This window comes from Polaribacter uvawellassae, from assembly GCF_039748955.1.
In the GTDB taxonomy this organism is placed as follows: Bacteria; Bacteroidota; Bacteroidia; order Flavobacteriales; family Flavobacteriaceae; genus Polaribacter; species Polaribacter uvawellassae.
The window spans coordinates 568,314-587,974 of record NZ_JBDIZN010000002.1 but is presented as its reverse complement, the minus strand read 5'-3'; the positions used below and the strand labels follow the sequence as shown (position 1 = coordinate 587,974).

Annotated in this window: 16 protein-coding genes and 1 tRNA gene; 4 read left to right on the top strand and 13 right to left on the bottom strand. The window is 30.1% G+C overall.

What is annotated here, in order from left to right; translation table 11 throughout:
- Window positions 1-652 precede the first annotated feature (652 nt).
- From ABDX67_RS07020 to tamL, 8 genes are all read right to left on the bottom strand, one after another.
- Window positions 653-904 carry a hypothetical protein gene (locus tag ABDX67_RS07020; protein ID WP_347174243.1) on the bottom strand — a complete coding sequence of 84 codons (252 nt, stop codon included), beginning with the start codon at window positions 902-904 and terminating at the stop codon, window positions 653-655.
- 4 nt (window positions 905-908) lie between these two features.
- A complete protein-coding gene (locus ABDX67_RS07015; RefSeq protein WP_298550772.1) occupies window positions 909-1,631 on the bottom strand; it encodes a hypothetical protein in 723 nt (240 codons plus the stop codon).
- Window positions 1,632-2,897: 1,266 nt separating this feature from the next.
- Window positions 2,898-4,064, bottom strand: a complete 1,167-nt coding sequence (locus ABDX67_RS07010) for a tyrosine-type recombinase/integrase (RefSeq protein WP_347174242.1) — start codon at window positions 4,062-4,064, stop codon at window positions 2,898-2,900.
- 90 nt (window positions 4,065-4,154) lie between these two features.
- Window positions 4,155-6,401, bottom strand: coding sequence for a polyribonucleotide nucleotidyltransferase (locus ABDX67_RS07005; protein WP_347174292.1), 2,247 nt, complete (start codon window positions 6,399-6,401; stop codon window positions 4,155-4,157).
- Between the two features lie 260 nt (window positions 6,402-6,661).
- Complete coding sequence (gene rpsO, locus ABDX67_RS07000; RefSeq protein ID WP_347174241.1) at window positions 6,662-6,931, bottom strand: 30S ribosomal protein S15; 270 nt, start codon at window positions 6,929-6,931, stop codon at window positions 6,662-6,664.
- Between the two features lie 175 nt (window positions 6,932-7,106).
- A complete protein-coding gene (gene accD, locus ABDX67_RS06995; RefSeq protein ID WP_347174240.1) occupies window positions 7,107-7,964 on the bottom strand; it encodes an acetyl-CoA carboxylase, carboxyltransferase subunit beta in 858 nt (285 codons plus the stop codon).
- Window positions 7,965-8,027: 63 nt separating this feature from the next.
- Window positions 8,028-9,098, bottom strand: a complete 1,071-nt coding sequence (gene fbaA, locus ABDX67_RS06990) for a class II fructose-bisphosphate aldolase (RefSeq protein ID WP_347174239.1) — start codon at window positions 9,096-9,098, stop codon at window positions 8,028-8,030.
- A 124-nt stretch (window positions 9,099-9,222) separates the two neighbouring features.
- A complete protein-coding gene (gene tamL, locus ABDX67_RS06985) occupies window positions 9,223-11,712 on the bottom strand; it encodes a translocation and assembly module lipoprotein TamL (RefSeq protein WP_347174238.1) in 2,490 nt (829 codons plus the stop codon).
- 72 nt (window positions 11,713-11,784) lie between these two features.
- Between tamL and ABDX67_RS06980 the strand changes: the two genes are divergently transcribed.
- A complete protein-coding gene (locus ABDX67_RS06980) occupies window positions 11,785-12,516 on the top strand; it encodes a TrmH family RNA methyltransferase (protein WP_347174237.1) in 732 nt (243 codons plus the stop codon).
- A 46-nt stretch (window positions 12,517-12,562) separates the two neighbouring features.
- Here ABDX67_RS06980 and porT read toward each other — a convergent pair whose 3' ends face one another.
- From porT to ABDX67_RS06955, 5 genes are all read right to left on the bottom strand, one after another.
- Entirely contained in the window at window positions 12,563-13,264 is a 702-nt protein-coding gene (porT, locus tag ABDX67_RS06975; RefSeq protein ID WP_347174236.1) for a type IX secretion/gliding motility protein PorT/SprT, read from the bottom strand.
- A 3-nt stretch (window positions 13,265-13,267) separates the two neighbouring features.
- Window positions 13,268-13,999, bottom strand: a complete 732-nt coding sequence (ubiE, locus tag ABDX67_RS06970) for a bifunctional demethylmenaquinone methyltransferase/2-methoxy-6-polyprenyl-1,4-benzoquinol methylase UbiE (RefSeq protein WP_347174235.1) — start codon at window positions 13,997-13,999, stop codon at window positions 13,268-13,270.
- A 121-nt stretch (window positions 14,000-14,120) separates the two neighbouring features.
- On the bottom strand, window positions 14,121-15,023 hold the full coding sequence (locus tag ABDX67_RS06965) for a NifU family protein (protein WP_347174234.1): 903 nt from the start codon (window positions 15,021-15,023) through the stop codon (window positions 14,121-14,123).
- Window positions 15,024-15,158: 135 nt separating this feature from the next.
- Window positions 15,159-16,544, bottom strand: coding sequence for an OmpP1/FadL family transporter (locus ABDX67_RS06960; RefSeq protein ID WP_347174233.1), 1,386 nt, complete (start codon window positions 16,542-16,544; stop codon window positions 15,159-15,161).
- Between the two features lie 23 nt (window positions 16,545-16,567).
- On the bottom strand, window positions 16,568-17,545 hold the full coding sequence (locus ABDX67_RS06955; protein ID WP_347174232.1) for a hypothetical protein: 978 nt from the start codon (window positions 17,543-17,545) through the stop codon (window positions 16,568-16,570).
- 135 nt (window positions 17,546-17,680) lie between these two features.
- On the opposite strand from ABDX67_RS06955, the gene proS reads away from it, so the two are divergent.
- The 3 genes from proS to rpsT all read left to right on the top strand — a co-directional run bounded on the left by proS (window position 17,681) and on the right by rpsT (window position 19,596).
- Window positions 17,681-19,159 carry a proline--tRNA ligase gene (proS, locus tag ABDX67_RS06950; RefSeq protein ID WP_347174231.1) on the top strand — a complete coding sequence of 493 codons (1,479 nt, stop codon included), beginning with the start codon at window positions 17,681-17,683 and terminating at the stop codon, window positions 19,157-19,159.
- Between the two features lie 83 nt (window positions 19,160-19,242).
- A tRNA-Glu gene (locus tag ABDX67_RS06945) sits at window positions 19,243-19,314 on the top strand.
- Window positions 19,315-19,344: 30 nt separating this feature from the next.
- Window positions 19,345-19,596 (top strand): 30S ribosomal protein S20, encoded by a 252-nt coding sequence (gene rpsT / locus ABDX67_RS06940; protein WP_347174230.1) that lies wholly within the window; start codon window positions 19,345-19,347, stop codon window positions 19,594-19,596.
- Window positions 19,597-19,661: the final 65 nt, after the last annotated feature.

Sequence of the window (19,661 nt, the reverse complement as noted above, 5' to 3'; positions counted from 1 at the left end):
AACGAGTTTGTGTAAGGAAAGTTGCGATTTTTATAAACGAGGATTTTCCGAAGGAAAATCAGAAGTTTGTAAAAAAGCAACAACCTTTGATCTAGCCAAATTTAGCAATTTTTTTTACACGGTGTTGGCTTTTGTACTTTTTATAAATTATTCCGCCATTTCTATTTTTCGTTTATTGGATCATTTTCAAAATTCAGGCAATTCCGCCATAATTTTCAATTCGCGTTTTTCTGAGAAATTCCGTCTTTTGCGTTTTCAGAGAAAATTCCGCCAAAACTTATAAATTCCAATTTTTCGTATTTCTCAATTTTACGTTTTTCTGAGAAAATTCACACAGATTTTTTAAGAGTTTTCAGCTTTTTCGCCAAGCAATTAATTCGCAAATTTTAATTTTAAAAAAACTAAATTTTTCGGCTTATAATTCTCGCTTTTTTGTGAGAATATTCCGCATATTTTATTGTTTAAAAAGAACAAAAAAGTTGAATTTTAGCACAATTTTTGTATAAAAGCCAACGTGTTTGTATATGGTTTGTTGCGTGGTTTAGCACCTAATTTAGCAAGTACAAACCGAATAGAAAATCCGCGAGGATTTTCGTAAGTAGGCTAGAACTAGCAATAAATTATATACGGTGTTGGCAATAGTTTTTTATATTTAATAATTATTATATTTTTCGGAACCTTCTCTAAAATTATCAATCCTTTTTTGTATTTCTGGGTTTGTATGAATTCCTAATTTATATCCATAACTACTAATTGGGTTCATTCCGTTTATAGTCATTCCAATTGAAAGTAAACTTGACTTTGGGTTATAGTTTGCATCGTAAATTCCTCTGCAAATTCCATAAGAAAATAAAACACCAATAATAATTAAAATTGTGGTTATAAATTTTTTAGTTCTTTTCATTTTTTTAATATTTCACATATTCAATATCACTACTGTATAATGTTTCAGATGTGCCATCTACATAGTCAATATCAACTCCAGTAATTTTTATTTTCTTTATTGTATTATTATACCAAGCATTTGACCAAGTTGTTCCATAACCATTCCATTTATTCTTTTTAATAGGACCTGTAACTTGCCCTCTAAATGTTGAGCTATTCCTTATAGTACATTCTACAATATCACCAACAGCATTATATGGAACTACTTCAAAAGTTGCATATTTTACTGTTTTATCAGACTTATTTTGCCAAATTATATTAAAATCTACACCACCAGCAGAATTTGGTTTAGATGAATAAAATTGTTTTATTCTTATTATTTGTCTAAGTTTTTCCTTTTTTGTTTTTTCTCTATTTTTCTCTTTAAGTAATCTTTCTGTTTCCTCTTTCTTTTTCCTTTCAAGAATTATTTTTTGAGATTTTTCATTTATTAAAATAGCTTTTTTACTTTCTTCCGAGTTAGGGTGAATTTGTTTCAGAGAGTCTACAAGAATTTCAATTTGAGAATAATTCTTATTTTCAAAATTAGCTACAATTTGATTTAATCTAAATTCTGCTCCGTTTTTAATTTCGTTTAATTCAGCTTTCAGTTTATCGTTTTCTAATTTTACTTTGTCGTATTCAGATTGATTAACACAAGAAAATAGAAATATGGATATTAGAGTTAAGTATATTATTTTTTTCATTATTTAATTTTAGCAAATTTCAGATTATTTATTTTATTTTAATTACGGAAATCCATAATAAGTTCGTTTCAATGCAGTTCGTTTTCGGTTTCGTTCTAATTATTGCCAACGGTTTTGTGCATGATTTCGTTAAGGAAAAGTGCGCGAGCAATTTTCCGCCGTTGAACCAAAGTTAGTAAAAAATCTTGGAATTTCTGCGAGGAAATTCCGCCTTAATGAATTATGCACGTTGTTGGCAAATAGTTGTTTTTTAAATTACTTCAATTCTCATTTTTTTTAAACGTTGTTTCTTTTCAATTCATTTGAGTGACTTTGTATTCAAACGTTGTGACTTTTCAGTTCATTTGAGTGACTTTGTATTCAAACGTTGTGACTTTTCAGTTCATTTGAGTGACTTTGTATTCAGGCGTTGTGACTTTTCAGTTCATTTGAGTGACTTTGTATTCAGGCGTTGTGACTTTTCAGTTCAGTTGAGTGACTTTGTATTCAAACGTTGTGACTTTTCAACTTATTTGAGTGACTTTGTATTCAAGCGTTGTTGTATTTTAATTAATTCCTTTTGTATTCCGTTTAATTGCAGTTTTTTTTCAAACTTTTAAAAACTCCACGAATAATTTTAGACTTTTTTAATTCTATTTAATTTTGAAAATTGAATGAAATTTCATTGAATCTGAATCTTTTCCGCAATTTTTGCCAACGTGTTTGTGTATGATTTGTTGCGAGAATTTAGCTAATAATAACTTAAAAAACCAAGCTTTTACGCTTGCGTGGTTTTTCGAAAGAAAAACTACAAAAGCAATAAAATATACACGGTGTTAGCAAAATGTAGCTTTTTGTTTTCAATTAACTTTCACGCTTTTCAAATATAAAGTTTTTCATTTTAATTCGGCTTAAAATTCCGATTTATTTTCCGCTTTTTCTAATCTTGTTAAACTCTATCTTTTTAGTCACACAAAATTCACGCATTTTGTTCCGTGCAATTTTTCATTCAGCGTAATTCAGATTTCAAGAGTTTGCAAAAATTCGCACGCATATTTTCCGTTCAGATATTCATTCCCATTTTATGAAGCAAATTTTTTCCCGCGAAACAAGATTCCGCAAAGTTATTCTCCGTTTTTTTTCACTAAATTATCTTAGATTTCGTTTAATTTTTACTTTTTTAAAAGTCAGAATAATTCGTTGTTGAGATTTTTCCCACGTGTTGATTGGGCTATTTTTGCTAACTCGTTATATAGTAACTTTTATTACTGATATCCCGTGAATAAATCAGGATATCGTAATTTTTTTATTCTTATTATTACCTAAAGATAATTTATTTATTGCAGTATCCAAAGGACTTTTTATTTGTTCTAAATCTTTTCTTGTAACATGTGTATAAATCATAGTAGTCTCTGGTCTGCTATGGCCTAATAATTCTTGTATGTGTCTTATGCCAATACCCTGTTCTAGCATGTGCGTTGCATAACTATGTCTTAAGGTATGTGGTGTTACTGTTTTAGTGATGCCTGCAAGTTTTAAACTCTTTTTTAAAAATGCACGTATAGATTCTGGACTGTATTTACCACCTTTTGGGTTTTCTATAAAGTAAACTTTTGGTTTATAGGTTTTGTAATAGTTTTTAATTAAAGGAAAAATACTTTCTGCTATCGTTGCATATCTATCTTTACGACCTTTACTGTTTTGAATATGAAGTTGGTTGCGTTTAAAATCAAAATCACTTAATTTTAAATCTATAACTTCGCTAATTCTTAACCCAGAAGAATATAAAATAGCTAATACAACACGATGCTTTAAATTTTTTGTAGCCTGTAAAAGTAATATTATCTCTTCTATGCTTAAAACGATAGGCAATTTTCTATCTTTTTTAGGCATGTATATTTTGTCTATATCTATAGAACATGCAGGATAAAAATATGTAAAGTGTTTAAAACCACTTACCATTTGCCTATGAGTACTAACAGCATAATTTAATGTGTTAACCGCCCATTCAATATAGCTTCTAACGTCATTTTCGTTAAGTTCATCTACTGGTTTTTGATCTGTAAAACGTAAAAACTCTAATATAAAACCACTATAACTTGCAATGGTGCTTTTGCTAAATCGTTTGCCTTTTAAAAAAGCTAAATAATGACGATATACTTCAGTTTTTTCTTTATTTAAAGTTTTTAGCTCAACTTTTATACCTTTAGTTATTCTTTGTGCAAATTGGTCTTTGTTTTTTGTAATAATATTTATATTTCCTTTAGTTAAATAAATTTTTAAATCTTCTAATCTAACTTCAGTATAATAAATATAAAATGTACTGTGAGTTTTTGACCATCTAACACCATTAAATTTTTTTATATACTCTTTTGCTTTAAAGTTATAAGAAAACTTTATTGCAATACAATGTTGAGAGTTATGTGTAAATGATTCTAGTGAGACATTTGTCATAGCAAATTAACTTTTTCAAAAATAAATATACAAAAAAAACCTGTCAAATTTTAAAATTTGACAGGTTTGATACTTTATTCTTAAAAAGAATTACTCTTCTTTTCTTGGTTCTCTTGGTTTTCTATCATCACGTCTGTTATCACGTCCGCGATTATCTCTACCTCTGTTATCACGTCCGCCAGAACGTTTGTCATCTCTTGGCGGTCTTGCTACATAACCTTCTGGTTTTTTTAACAATGCTTTTCTAGAAACTTTTTCTTTACGAGTTCTTGGGTCTATTCCAAAGTATTTCACATCAAATACATCTCCCATTTTTACTACGTCAGAAACATTTTCTGTACGTTCCCATGCCAATTCACTTACGTGTAATAAAACTTCGTTTCCAGGAGCTTCTGTATATTCTACAACTGCACCAAAATCTAACATTTTAATTACTTTAACTTCGTAAGCACTTCCAACTTCTGGTTTAAACAACATTGATTCAATACGTGCAATAACTTGCTCAATTCCTGCTGGATCTGTTCCTAAGATTTCAATAATTCCTTCTTCAGTAATTGCGTCTTCTGTAATTACAATTGTAGTTCCAGTTTCTTTTTGCAATTCTTGAATATGTTTTCCACCTGGTCCAATAAATGCACCAATCATATCATTAGGAATTCTTCTATTTATCATTTTAGGAGCATGTGCTTTTACATCAGCATTTGGAGCAGCTATTGTATCAGTAATTTTCTCTAAAATATGTAAACGACCATCACGAGCTTGCTTTAAAGCATTTACTAAAATCTCATAAGACAATCCTTTTACTTTAATATCCATTTGACAAGCGGTAATTCCGTCTGCAGTACCTGTTACTTTAAAATCCATATCTCCTAAGTGATCTTCATCACCTAAAATATCAGATAAGACAGCGTAACGTTCTCCGTCAGAAATCAATCCCATTGCAATACCAGAAACTGGTTTTTTCAATTGAACTCCGGCATCCATTAATGCCATTGTTCCAGAACAAACAGTTGCCATCGAAGAAGAACCGTTAGATTCTAAAACTTCAGATACAACTCTTACTGTGTATGGGCAATCTGCAGGAATCATTCCTTTTAATGCACGTTGTGCTAAGTTACCGTGTCCAACTTCTCTACGAGATGTTCCTCTTAATGGTCTTGCTTCTCCTGTACAAAAAGGAGGGAAGTTGTAGTGTAAATAAAACGTTTCTTCTCCTGAGTACGTTGGCATATCAATTTGATTTGCTTCTCTAGAAGTTCCTAAAGTTACAGTTGCTAATGCTTGTGTTTCTCCACGAGTAAAGATTGATGAACCGTGTGTTGATGGCAAGTAGTCTACCTCACACCAAATTGGTCTAATATCTGTAGTTTTACGTCCGTCTAAACGCAAACCTTCAGACAATGTTAAGTCTCTAATAGCAGCTTTTTCTGCTTTACTATAATATTTAGACACTAATCCGCCAAAATCGTTTAATTCTTCTTCTGTAAAAGTTGCTTTTACTTCTTCTTTGATTTCAGAAAATGCAGCGCTTCTTTCTTGTTTTGATGAACCAGCTTTTGCAACAGCATATACTTTATCATAAACTAAGTCATGAATTTTCTTTGCTAAATCTTCATCTTCTCTTTCTGTTTCATACTCACGAGTTTCTTTTTTTCCAAATGCTTCTGCTAATCTAACTTGTGCAGCACATTGTACTTTAATAGCTTCATGTGCAAATTTAATTGCATCTGCCATTTCTTCTTCAGAACATTCATCCATTTCACCTTCAACCATCATTACAGAATCTGCAGAAGCTCCTATCATCATGTCAATATCAGCATCTGCTAATTGTGTTCTACTTGGGTTGATTACAAATTCTCCATTGATTCTTGCAACTCTAACTTCTGAAATTGGAGTTTCGAATGGAATATCTGATAATTGTATTACAGCCGAAGCAGCTAATCCAGCTAAAGCATCTGGCATTACATTTTCATCATGAGACATTAATTGAATCATCACTTGTGTTTCTGCGTGATAATCTTTTGGGAATAACGGGCGTAAAACACGGTCTACTAAACGCATGGTTAAAACTTCACCGTCACTAGGTCTTGCTTCTCTTTTAAAGAATCCTCCAGGATATTTTCCTGCAGCAGCAAATTTTTCTCTATAATCTACAGTTAATGGTAAAAAATCAACATCAGATTGTTTGTAGTTAGAAACTACTGTACACAATAACATTGCATCTCCCATTTGAACAACAACCGAACCGTGTGCTTGTTTAGCTAACTTACCGGTTTCTAATGAGATGGTTCTTCCATCTCCAAGGTCTATAACCTCTCTAAATACTTTTGGAATCATACTTTTTAATTCTAAATTTTTAATAATTAATGTGTTGTGTTGTTGTTCTGTTGTTGTTTTACTTCCAATGGAATTCAAAATAGCTGTTACTTATTTTGAGATTTTTATATAAAAATTCTATTTGTTAAGTAGAATTGAATATTTTTAGATTCCTGCTTTCTCAGGAAAGATAAATTATTGTTTTGTAGCCAAACTACAAGAAATTTATCATACATAAAAAAAAGAGGCACGTTTATAGAGCCTCTTTTTATTGTTAGGTTTTATTTTCTAATTCCTAATTCTTTGATAATCGCACGATATCTGTTAATTTCAGTTTTCTTTAGATAATCTAATAAACTTCTACGTTTACCTACCAATTTTACTAATGAACGCTCTGTGTTATAATCTTTACGATTATTTTTTAAGTGCTCAGTTAAGTGGTTAATTCTAAATGTGAACAATGCAATTTGTCCTTCTGAGTTACCAGTGTCTGTTGCTGACTTACCGTGTTTTGAAAAGATTTGCTCTTTTACTTCTTTTGTTAAATACATGCCAATATTATTTTAAATGATTTTTATGTACATCAATGATTTTTTCATTGAAGCTGCAAATATACAACTATTTTTATTTTTTAAGCTAAATAAATAGCGATTTTAAAAAAGACTTAGCAAGAGTAATTTGCTGATTAAAAGATTGTTATTTAAAAAGGAGAGTTAAACTCTTTTTTTAACTTCTAATAGGATTGTTCTCGATTAAATCAATATATAAATTGATTTGCTTTTTTAGTTTTTTACGTTCGTAAATTCCATCTAAAAATCCATGTTCTAATAAAAACTCAGAGCGCTGAAATCCTTCTGGTAAATCTTTTCCTGTAGTGTCTTTTACAACTCTTGGTCCTGCAAATCCAATTAATGCATTTGGTTCTGCAATATTAATATCGCCCAACATAGCGTAAGAAGCAGTTGTGCCACCAGTTGTTGGATCTGTACAAAGAGAAATATATGGTATTTTCTTTTCAGCTAATTGTGCCAATTTTGCTGATGTTTTTACCAATTGCATTAAAGATAATGATGCTTCTTGCATACGTGCTCCACCAGATTTTGAAATCATTAAAAAAGGAATATTATGCTCGATTGAATGATTAATTGCTCGTGCAATTTTTTCTCCAACTACAGAGCCCATAGAACCTCCAATAAAAGTAAAATCCATTGCAGCAATAACTAAATCTTTTCCTAAAGACTTACCTACGGCAGTTCTAACAGCATCTTTTAATTTGGTTTTTTCTTGTGCAGCTTTTATTCTGTCTGGATATTTTTTTGTGTCTACAAATTTTAAAGAATCAACAGAAGTTAGTTTTGCGTCTAATTCTTTAAATTTATTATCATCAAAAAATAATTCAAAATATTCTTTACTTCCAATTCTTACGTGATAGCCATCTTCTGGGCTTACATACAAGTTTCTTTTTAACTCTTCCTTATCTATAATTTTACCACTCGGAGTTTTGTACCACAATCCAACAGGAATGTCTTTTTTATCTTCTGTAGCAGTATGTATTCCTTTTTCTATTCTTTTAAACCAAGACATTGTATAGTTGTTTTAAGTTTTAATGTGTATAATTATCGGCTAAAATAAGCTAAGTATTTGATACTATGCAAGTGTATTTACATTGTTTAAATCTTCAAAAGCTGTTTTTAATCGATTTTTAAAAGTAATTTCTCCTTCACGAAGCCATTTTCTTGGGTCGTAATATTTTTTATTTGGCAATTCTTCTCCATCAGGATTACCAATTTGTGTTTGTAAATAATCTTGTTTTGCAAGAACGTAATCTCTTACGCCTTCTGTAAATGCAAATTGTAAATCGGTGTCAATATTCATTTTAATTACTCCGTAGCCAATTGCTTCTCTAATTTCCTCTACAGAAGAGCCAGATCCACCATGAAAAACAAAATCGATTGAATTATGTTCTACATTGTATTTTTTTGAAATATATTCTTGAGAATTTTTTAAGATTTTTGGAGTTAGTTTTACATTTCCTGGTTTGTAAACTCCATGTACATTTCCAAATGCTGCTGCAATTGTAAATTGTGGGCTTACTTTCATTAACTCTTCATAAGCATAAGCAACTTCTTCTGGTTGCGTATATAATTTAGAAACATCTACATCAGAATTATCTACACCATCTTCTTCGCCACCAGTAATTCCTAGTTCAATTTCTAAAGTCATTCCTATTTTGCTCATACGAGCTAAATATTTTTTACAAATTTCAATATTTTCTTCAATTGGTTCTTCAGATAAATCAATCATATGAGAACTATACAATGGTTTGCCTGTTTCTGCAAAATGCTTTTCGCTTGCATCTAGCAAACCATCAATCCAAGGTAATAATTTTTTTGCTGCATGATCTGTATGCAAAATTACAGGAATTCCATACAGTTCTGCCATTAAATGAATGTGTTTTGCTCCAGCTATAGCTCCAGCAATTGCTGCTTTTTCATTTTCGTTTGATAAACCTTTTCCTGCATTAAATAGTGCACCACCATTAGAAAACTGAATAATTACAGGCGAATTTAATTCTTTTGCGGTTTCTAAAACAGCATTTACGCTACTAGAGCCAACAACATTTACTGCTGGTAATGCAAAACTTTTAGCTTTTGCTAGTTTAAAAATTTCTTGAACAGTAGTACCTGTTGCAACTCCTGGCTTTATTGACTGACTCATGTTGTATTGTTTAAAAATCTAAAAAATAATTAGGTCAAAAATAGTTAATTTTTGAAGAATTTTATGGTGTTTTTTATCATTTATTATATTTCAATATAGAATCTATTTATACCAGCTAAAGCACTTAAAAAGGGTAGTTGATTCCTATATTATAAACTGCGTTGTTAAAGTTAAAGTTTTTAAACCATTTGTTTCCAATTAAATAGGGTTCGTGTGTTTTAAATCCAACATCTAAACGTAGCACTAAAAAATTAAAATCATATCTAGCTCCAAACCCAGAACCAACAGCCATTTGTTTTAATGCTTCAAAGCTATTTAGTTTTGCTTTAGAATCTACAAATCTAGAATCTGTTAATTCCCAAATATTACCAACATCAATAAATAAAGCACCTTTTAAACTACTTATTAAATCGAATCTGTACTCTAAACTAGTTAAAAATTTAAAATTACCAACATTATATTCTAAACCTGGCGCAGTAGATCCAGGTCCAAGTTCATAGGTTTTCCAAGCTCTAATATCGTTTGATCCACCAGCAAAATAACTTTTTGTAAACGGAATGTCAGAATTTCCGTAAGCTAAAACAACGCCTAAAGAAGAACGAAAACCTAAAACAGAATTTCTAGAAACATCCCAAAATTGTTTGTATTCAATATCTGTTTTAAAATATTGAGCAATTGGTGTATTTGAAATGGTTTTTACACCAGTACTGTTTTTTTGATTGCTTAATAATGAAACAAAATTTCCAGAATTTGCAACTCTTATTCTAAAAAAAGAAAAATTATTGTCTTTGTAATTTGTTTGATTGTTATATGTATAAGAATATGCAATGGTTGGAATAATAAAGTTAGACGTAATAATATTGTAACGGTTATTAACGTTGCCGTTTTCATTATATTCTGTTGGGTTATTTGTCTGAAAATTACTGTCAGCTTTTACTAAGCTCATAAACGTAGGAGCATTTGTTTTAGTTAAGTTATAGTTGTTAAATTTTTGAGCAATTGGAACAAGTTTTTCAAACTCAGAATCATAAATATTAAAATATTCGCTAGTGTTTAAGTTTCTGATATATTGTATGTTAAATAATTCTAAATTGATAGATTTACGTTTGTTAAAATCCCATTTGTAATCAATAACTGCTGTAACGGCTTGCTTGTCTAATCCAATATTTTTTTGAATTCCTGATCCTAAAGATAATATTGTTCTTGGAGACATTTCTTTTGGAACCAGTCGATTTAATCCAAAAGGAGCAAAAAATCTCGGAATTTCTAATGAAGCATCTACACCGAGTTCCCAAGCGTTAAAAAAACCACTGGAATTGCTAAATTGAGTAGAAGTATTAAAGAAGGAACCAATAAAAGAAAACTTAAATAATTCTGCGCCTTTAAAAGTATTTCTATTGGTAATTGAAAATTTTTCGGAAACTCCTAATTTCCTAATATTAGAATGAGTTAGTTCAGTATCGGTTCCAATAGAATATTTTTCATTTGGAGTTAATCTAATATCGGCAATCAATAAATCAGAATCTGCAACTTCTGTATATTTTATGTTTATCGATTTAAAATTTTTTAGTGATTTTAAATGACTTCTTGTTAGATTTCTTAATGTGTCGCTATAGATTTGATTAGGTTTTATAAAAATAGATTGCGATAAATACTTTGGATTGTATTTTATTTTTTGATGTGCAAAATATTTAATTCCGTTGTAAGAAACAGAATCTAAATAAGGTTCGCTTTCGGTATTATAAGAATAATCTGTGTACACATTTATTTTTCCAATTGTTTTTTTCTCAAAAGGTTTGTATACGTTTTTTCCATTTTCTTCAGTCAAATATTTATCAGCAATACTTACCAAAACATTTGTTTTGTAATCTGTTCTTGTGCTGTCTGGGTAAAATCGGATGGCATTATCTATAAAATTATAAACTCCAGAATTTCTAAAAAGCTTTGTAATTCTTGCAGCTTCTTTGATAAAATTTTGATCGTTGTATTGATCTCCGGTTTTTAAAAAAGTGTTAATGGTGTCTCTTTGATAAATTGCTTTTAAAACAGAAGAAGGAATTTGCCTGGTAATTGTATCTAAAAAATAAGGATTTCCTCTACTAACAGAATAGGTAATTTTTGCTTTTTTATTTTTTAACGTGTCTTTTTTTGCAGTTACTTTATTTTTGAAATACCCTTGAGTTATGTAATAAGAATTTAAGTTTGTTACTGTTCTGCTAGTTTTTAAATCATTAATAATTACTGGAGATTCACCACTATTTAAAAACCAATTGTTAAAATTAATGTAAGATTTAGCTACACCAATACTTTGTTTTTCTGAAAATATACTTTTAAAAAAGTTGTATTTTTTTGGGTGTAAAGTTGCCCAAGCTTTAGGTGTTTTAGGCGAATTTGGATTACCAAGATTGTGAAAATATAAAGAAATAGGAATTCCTAAAGTTCTAGAATTTGGTTTTTGCAATACATAATCTAGCAAATCACTGTTTCTGTTTTTCTTGCCATCAACTAAAATTGTTGTAGTTCTTAATAAGTGCTCTTTTTCTGGAACTCTTTTTACAGAGTTACAAGAAGCAAGTATTAAAAATATAAAAAGAGAATAAGAAACTTTTTTCATTAGCTTTGTGCTGACTATAACTTGGTTCAAAAGTACTATTTTTAGATGGTTTTTCTAATTTAAAATTAATTAATGAATTTATCAAAGAATCACATTAAACTTATAACAAGTTTACAGCAAAAAAAGTATCGACAAAAACACAAATTATTTGTTGCCGAAGGCGTAAAAATTGTAAACGAATTGCTCAACTCTAATTTTAAAGTTGCGCAGCTTTTTATAACTGATGACTTTGAGGTTTCTTCTGAAATAGAAAACACGATAATCGTTACTGAAAAAGAATTAAAAAAAATAAGTCAACTTAAAACACCAAATAAAGTTGTCGGATTATTTAAAATTCCTGAAACACTTTTAACAAAAAATACTGGAATCATTATTGCGCTTGATGCAATAAATGATCCTGGAAATTTAGGAACCATAATTCGTCTGTGCGATTGGTTTGGTGTACAAAAACTCGTTTGTTCTACTACAACGGTAGATTGCTACAATCAAAAAGTTGTGCAAGCATCCATGGGTTCTTTAACACGTATAGAAATTATTTATACGGATTTGGTTGAGTATTTAAACGAATCTGAATTGCCAATTTTTATTGCTGATATGGAAGGTGAAAATGTCTATAAAAGCGATTTGCCAAAAGAAGCAATTTTGGTGATGGGAAATGAAGCAAACGGAATTTCGGATGAAATTAGAAAATTGGTTGATGCTAAAATCTCAATCCCAAGATTTGGAAATATTCAAGAAACAGAAAGTTTAAACGTTGCAACCGCAACTGCAATTTTGTTAAGTGAGTTTAAGAGAAATGTATAATAAAAGCCTTTGCAACTTTGCCACTTTTTTACTTTGCAACTAATTTCTACTCAAAAGCAAAATTCAAGAAAATACCACGAGTTCCTAGAAAGTTAACTGGAGAAGTCCATTGACTATTTGCACTGTCATCATATTTTAATTCGTTATTCATTGCAAATACACCACGTATTGAAGGAGAAAACTTAAAAAAGTATAAATAAATATCAATTCCAATTCCAACTTCGTACATAAAGTTGTGTGTTTTCATTCTAAATTCTCCGCCAGAATTGTCATTTGCATTTCTTTGATTGCTAGAAAAATTATAATCATAAGAAATTCCAGCTAACAGATAGGGTCTTACATTATCCATTCTGTCTGTACTAAATTTAAAGACAAAAGGAATGTGTAAATACGTAGAACCAATTTCTCTAATGCTATCTCGTTCTGTGTTGATGTGTGTAAAAGCTAAAGTTTTAGAATTGCTAATTAAACCTGGCTCAAAACGTAAATTAATGTTTTTATGTAAACGTAAATCTGCAATTAAACCAACGTTAAATCCGCTAGTTGCCGTTACACTTATATTTGCGTTTGCGTAATTACTTGTTTTGTAATCTATTTTAAAATCGTTTTGATTGATTCCAAGATAAAATCCATAATGTAATTTTTTCTTATCAAAACTTGGTAAATAATCTACTCGATCTCTTTGTGCAAACAAAGAGTTTGAAAGAAGAAAAACGAGTCCTAAAAAAAGTAATTGTAATGATTTCATATGTTACTTTGTAGCTGTATAAATTGACGCTACGCCAAAAGTTACAGGTTTGTCTGTTGCTGTAGTAAACCCATTTTTTAGTAAAATATTGTTGAATTTTTCTCCAAAAGGAAAAGAATTTGCAGATTCTGATAAATATGAATACGCAACTTTGTCTTTAGAAAATAATTTTCCAATTACTGGAAGCAATACTGAAGTATGAAAACGATATCCTTGTTTGTAAGGAAATTTTGTTGGTACAGAAGTTTCTAAGATTACCAATTTACCGTTTGGTTTTAATACACGATTAATTTCGGTTAAGCCTTTGTCTAAATTTGCAAAATTACGCACTCCAAAAGAAACTGTAATTGCATCAAAAGTTTCATCTTTAAATGGCATGTTTTCAGAATCGCCAACAATCATTTCTATTTTGTCTGATAAATTTGCTTTGGCAATTTTTTGTTTTCCAACTTCTAACATTCCGGCAGAAATATCTAAACCTGTAATTTTATCAGGATTTAAAGAAGCCATCATTATTGCTAAGTCTCCAGTTCCGGTTGCAATATCTAAAATTTGCTTCGGATTATTTTCGCCAACAATTGCAACTACTTTTTTACGCCATTTTACATCAATTCCGAAAGAAATTACACGATTTAATCCATCGTAATTTTCAGAGATATTATCAAACATTTGAGCAACTTGCTCTTTTTTTCCTAATTCTGAATCTTTGTATGGATTTATTTTTTCTGCTGACATTTTATATTTGCTTTAGGCTTCAAGCTATATGCTGTGGCCAATAATAGTTCATTTTCAGATTTTTCTTAAACTTGCAATTTCGCTTTTCTCTTTTGGTGAAATGTCCAAAAGGCAAAAGTAATTATCCGTTTATTGCAACAACTTCCTTTATTTGATTTGGTAACATCTCTTTTAGCATTGTTTCAATTCCGTTTTTTAACGTTATTGTTGATGATGGACAGCCACTACAAGCGCCTTGTAATACAACGCTTACAACTTTGCTTTCTTGGTCGTAAGATCTAAAAGCAATATTACCGCCATCAGAAGCAACAGCTGGTTTTATATATTCATTTAAAATACTAACAATTTTAGAAGAAGTTTCATCTAAATTTACTGGAGTTACATTTTCTGATGTTGCATCTTCTTTTTTTGCTTTAGGTAATTGCTTGATAATTATTTTGTCTTCTTGCAAATACTTAAGAATAAATGTTCTTAATTCTGGATAAATTTCATTCCAATCTACCATGTCAAATTTAGTAATAGACACATAGTTTTCAGAAATAAAAACTTCTTTTACAAACGGAAAATGAAATAAAGCTTGTGCAAGTGGCGATGTTGCATTTGCTTCATCAATATTTTTACATTCAACATCTGTTGTTGTTAAAGATTTTGTTGTTCCAAACTTCATTACTGAAGGGTTTGGAGTAACTTCTGCATACACTTCAATAACTTGTGTTTTGGAAGTTTCTATTTCTTTTACAATACTATTTCCGTCATTTAAATACGCTTCAATTTGTTCTCTAACTTCTTCTTGAACATCTGTCCATTCAACAATATCATATTTTTGAATAGCAATGAAATTAGCTGTAATAAAAACTTTTTTAACAAAAGGTAAATAGAATAATTGTTGTGCTAACGGCGCATTTTTTGCTTCGTCAATATTATTAAACTCATAACTTCCTCCGTTAATTAAAATAGAAGAACTTGTAAATTTAATGATAGAATTATTTGTTGTATTTTGTATAGATATTGTTGTTTTGCTCATGATAATAGAGATAGTATTCGATTGATTTTTATCGAACAAATGTTCGGCAAAATTAAGGTAAAAATATGAATGAATAGCAAAGACCTCAAAGGTTTATTTCCGATGAGGTCTAACTTGTTTTTAGGATTAATTTTTTTATAAATTGATGCTAACCGTAGCTGTTAAAATTCGATTATCAATTTTTAAATCTGCCGCATTTACTTGATTGTATTGCGGATAAAAATTATACAATTGTGTATTTGTTTTGTTTTGATATGCAAAATCTAATTTTACATTCCCAAAAGTATATCCTGCACCGTAAGAAAATCCTTTAATATTGTCAGATGCAATTGCGTTTGCATCTGGACTTTCTGAGTAATGATATCCACCACGTAAACTAAGAGATTTAAAACGCCACTCTGTTCCTACATTTAAAGTATATGTGTCCTTTAGATTATTGTTAAAGAATTGATTTTCTACAGTAAAATCTCCGTTAGAAAGTTTTAGTTTTTTATAATTATTTAAAGTGTAATCTGCGCTTATCAATCCATTTTTACCAAAAATATACGCAATACTTGCTGTTGTTTTTGCAGGAGTTTTTAGCTTATAAGAAAATGCTTGAACAGGAAAATAATTACCTGTTGTATTGTCATAAATTGTATTGTTGTTAGATACTTCAATTTCTGTATCGCCTAAAAAACCGTCATTATTTAAAATATTAGTTTCTTCATTTATTTCTGTAAACCAAGTTGGCGTTTGATAAGAAAAACCTAATCGTAAACTTTTTGTTGCTTTGTAAATTGCTCCAGCGCTTATAGAAAATCCGGTTCCTAAAGTATTGTTTTCCTGATAAAATTTAGCCTTTAATATATTTCCAGAACCATCATTATTTTGTTCATTTAAAAAAGATTGTTGAGAAAACTTTAAATCATACGTATTTATAGATGCGCCTAAATATAAATCGTTTTGATATACGCCAGAAATTGCAAAATTATATTCTGAAATTTCACCCTTATATACATTGTTAAATTGTTGAGAATCTGAATTTAAATATTGAGTTTTAGGATTTCCTGTGTCTAAAGGAAACTCTGTAAATGTTGCAAAACCACTATTTCCGTTTGCAATAAAATTTGTATCAAAATTATTTCTGATAGAATAATTAAAACTAAACGCAAATTTAGACCAATCGCTATTTGAATAACTACTGTAAACAAATACTGCCCCAGCTTGAGAAAAGTTAAAATAATCTTCTTGAGTGTTTGTTGAGCTGCCGTAGTAGGTGGTTTTTATTTCTGTAGCTCTAGAATCAAAAGTAGCTGTAAATAAGCTGTTATTAAAAACAGCTCCACTTGCAGGATTTATTTTTATTGCGCTAACATCTCCGCCTAATGCACCAAATGCGCCACTCATTGCATTGTATCTTGCAGAACCTGTGTTGTTGTCTTTTGAAAATAAAATTGCTAAATCTTCATAACCTAAACTTTGCGAAAAACTAGGCAAAGAAATTGCACAAAAGAGTACAAATAATGTAACTTTTTTCATTTTTTAAATTTAAATATCGTTTGTTAATTCCCTCTTCTTTTAGAAGTATTACTTCTTCTTGTACTAGAACTTTTTACTGATGAATTTCTATTAGAAGATGTATTTGATCTATATGATTTATTCGAACTTGAAGAACTTCTTCTCGTTGTATTATATGTTTTTTTATTAGACGAATTTGACCTGTTGTTTACAGAATTATTTCGTTTTGTATTTGTTCTTCTTGTTGTGTTTGTCGAATTTCTTCTAGTGCTATTGTTGTTATTCTGTACAGAATTACTTCGTCTTCTTGTGTTGTAATTTGTGTTGTTAAAAATAGATTTAACTCTAGTGTTTATTGATGAAGCTCTTCTGCTAGAATTTGTGTTTTTAGAATTGTAAAAAGAAGAATTTCTTCTGCTAGACGTGTTTGCAGAATTTCGTTTTGAGTACGTATAATTTCTGTTGTTGTTATAATATCTTGTGTTTCTATAATAAGGTCTGTTATAATAGAAAGGAGAGTAATAAAAATTATAAAATCTATAATTATTGTAATATCCATATTGATAAGGGTAATAAGTATAGTCGCCATAAAAACCATATCTAAATCCCCATTGATATCCCCAATAGCGATCATGGTTGTAAAAATCCCAATAATTTCTAAACCTGTTTCTTACATTAATATTTATGGAAACATTATCATCGTTACTTGTAGAGTAACCCCAAGGATCGTTGTCGTAATTATCATCTATATTATATGAAGTATAATCATCAGCATCAGTAAAAATAGTTTCGTCAGTAATGTCGTCAAAAGCTGTAATTTCTTCTTTAAAATAACTGTCCTCTACATTTTGATGTTTTTTTGTTTTATTAACAACAACCTTTTCTTCAATATTATCGTCGTCATAAATTCCATCATTATTATAAACACTTTGGTAAGTTCCGCATGATACTAATATTAAGTTTGCAAAAATTGCAAGGCTAAGATAGTAGGCTATTTTTTTTGGATATGATTGAGATTTCATAATATATAAATCAGATTAATATTGTTTTGCAAAAAAATTAAACTTTGATTGGGACACTAATCTTTTTGCATTAGTTTTGTGCAGGATTTTAAATCCACTATAAAGATAACAAGTTTTATGCCAAACTTTTAAAATATGGGTAAGAAGTTAACAACAAGAAAAGAAGATTATTCTAAATGGTATAACGAATTAGTTGTAAAAGCTGATTTAGCAGAAAACTCTGCCGTTAGAGGATGTATGGTTATAAAACCCTACGGATATGCTATTTGGGAAAAAATGCAAGCAGAGTTAGACAGAATGTTTAAAGAAACTGGACATGAAAATGCCTATTTCCCATTATTTGTGCCAAAAAGTTTGTTTGAAGCAGAAGAGAAAAATGCAGAAGGTTTTGCTAAAGAATGTGCAGTTGTAACGCATTATCGTTTGCAAAATGATCCTGATAAACCAGGTAAATTACGTGTAGATCCTGAAGCAAAATTAGAAGAAGAACTGGTTGTAAGACCTACATCTGAAGCAATTATTTGGAATACGTATAAAGGTTGGATTCAATCTTATAGAGATTTACCATTATTAATAAATCAATGGGCAAATGTTGTTCGTTGGGAAATGAGAACAAGATTGTTTTTAAGAACAGCAGAATTTTTATGGCAAGAAGGTCATACTGCGCATGCAACTAAAAAGGAAGCAATTACAGAAGCAAAACAAATGCAAGAAGTATATGCAGAATTTGCAGAAAATTTTATGGCAATGCCAGTTGTAAAAGGGTCAAAATCTGAAAGTGAACGTTTTGCAGGAGCAGAAGATACTTTTACTATTGAAGCATTAATGCAAGATGGAAAAGCGTTGCAAGCAGGAACATCTCACTTCTTGGGGCAAAATTTCGCCAAAGCCTTTGATGTAAAATATACTTCTAAAGAAGGTAAGCAAGAATATGTTTGGGCAACGTCTTGGGGAGTTTCTACGCGTTTGATTGGTGGTTTAATAATGACACATTCTGATGATCTTGGTTTAGTTTTACCTCCAAAATTAGCGCCAATTCAAGTTGTAATTGTGCCAATTTATAAAAATGATGAACAGTTAGATGCAATTTCAGAAAAAGTTTCAGAATTTGTAAAAGCATTTAGAGAAAAAGGAATTTCTGTTAAGTTTGATACTAGAGATACCTACAGACCTGGAGCAAAATTCGCAGAATATGAATTAAAAGGAGTTCCTGTAAGAATGGCTTTTGGAGCTAGAGATTTAGAAAATAACACAGTAGAAGTAGCAAGAAGAGATACTTTAGAAAAACAAACTGTTTCTCAAGATAAAGTTGTCAACTATATTGCATCGCTTTTAGTAGAGATTCAAGATAATATATACAACAGAGCATTAACGTACAGAAACGAACATATTACAGAAGTTGCTAACTTTGATGAGTTTAAAGAAGTGATAGAAAACAAAGGTGGATTTGTTCTTGCGCATTGGGACGGAACAGAAGTAACCGAAGATGCCATTAAAGAACAAACAAAAGCAACGATTAGATGTATACCTAATGATAGTAAATTTGAGTCTGGAAGCTGCGTTTTTTCAGGGAATCCATCAAAACAAAAAGTGCTATTTGCAAAAGCGTATTAAATATTTAAAAATTTCTCAAAAATTCTTGTAGAATTTCAAAAACATTGTATATTTGCACCCGCAATCAGCAATAAGATTGTAATGGTCCGTTCGTCTAGGGGTTAGGACGCCAGGTTTTCATCCTGGTAACACGGGTTCGATTCCCGTACGGACTACAAGTTTTAAAATAAACTAAAATTAAAATTATGGCAAATCATAAGTCAGCTTTAAAAAGAATTAGAAGTAACGAAGCAAAGAGGTTAAGAAACAAGTATCAGCATAAAACTACAAGAAATGCTGTAAGAAACTTGCGTGCAGTTGAAGATAAGAAAGAAGCTGAAGCGTTATTGCCTTCTGTTATTGCTATGCTAGACAAGTTAGCTAAGAACAATATTGTTCATACTAATAAAGCAAGTAACTTAAAATCTAAATTAACAAAGCACGTAGCTGCACTTTAATTTTAGATTAAAAACAATTTTTAAAAAGCGTTCTGAATTTTCAAAACGCTTTTTTTTATTTTAAA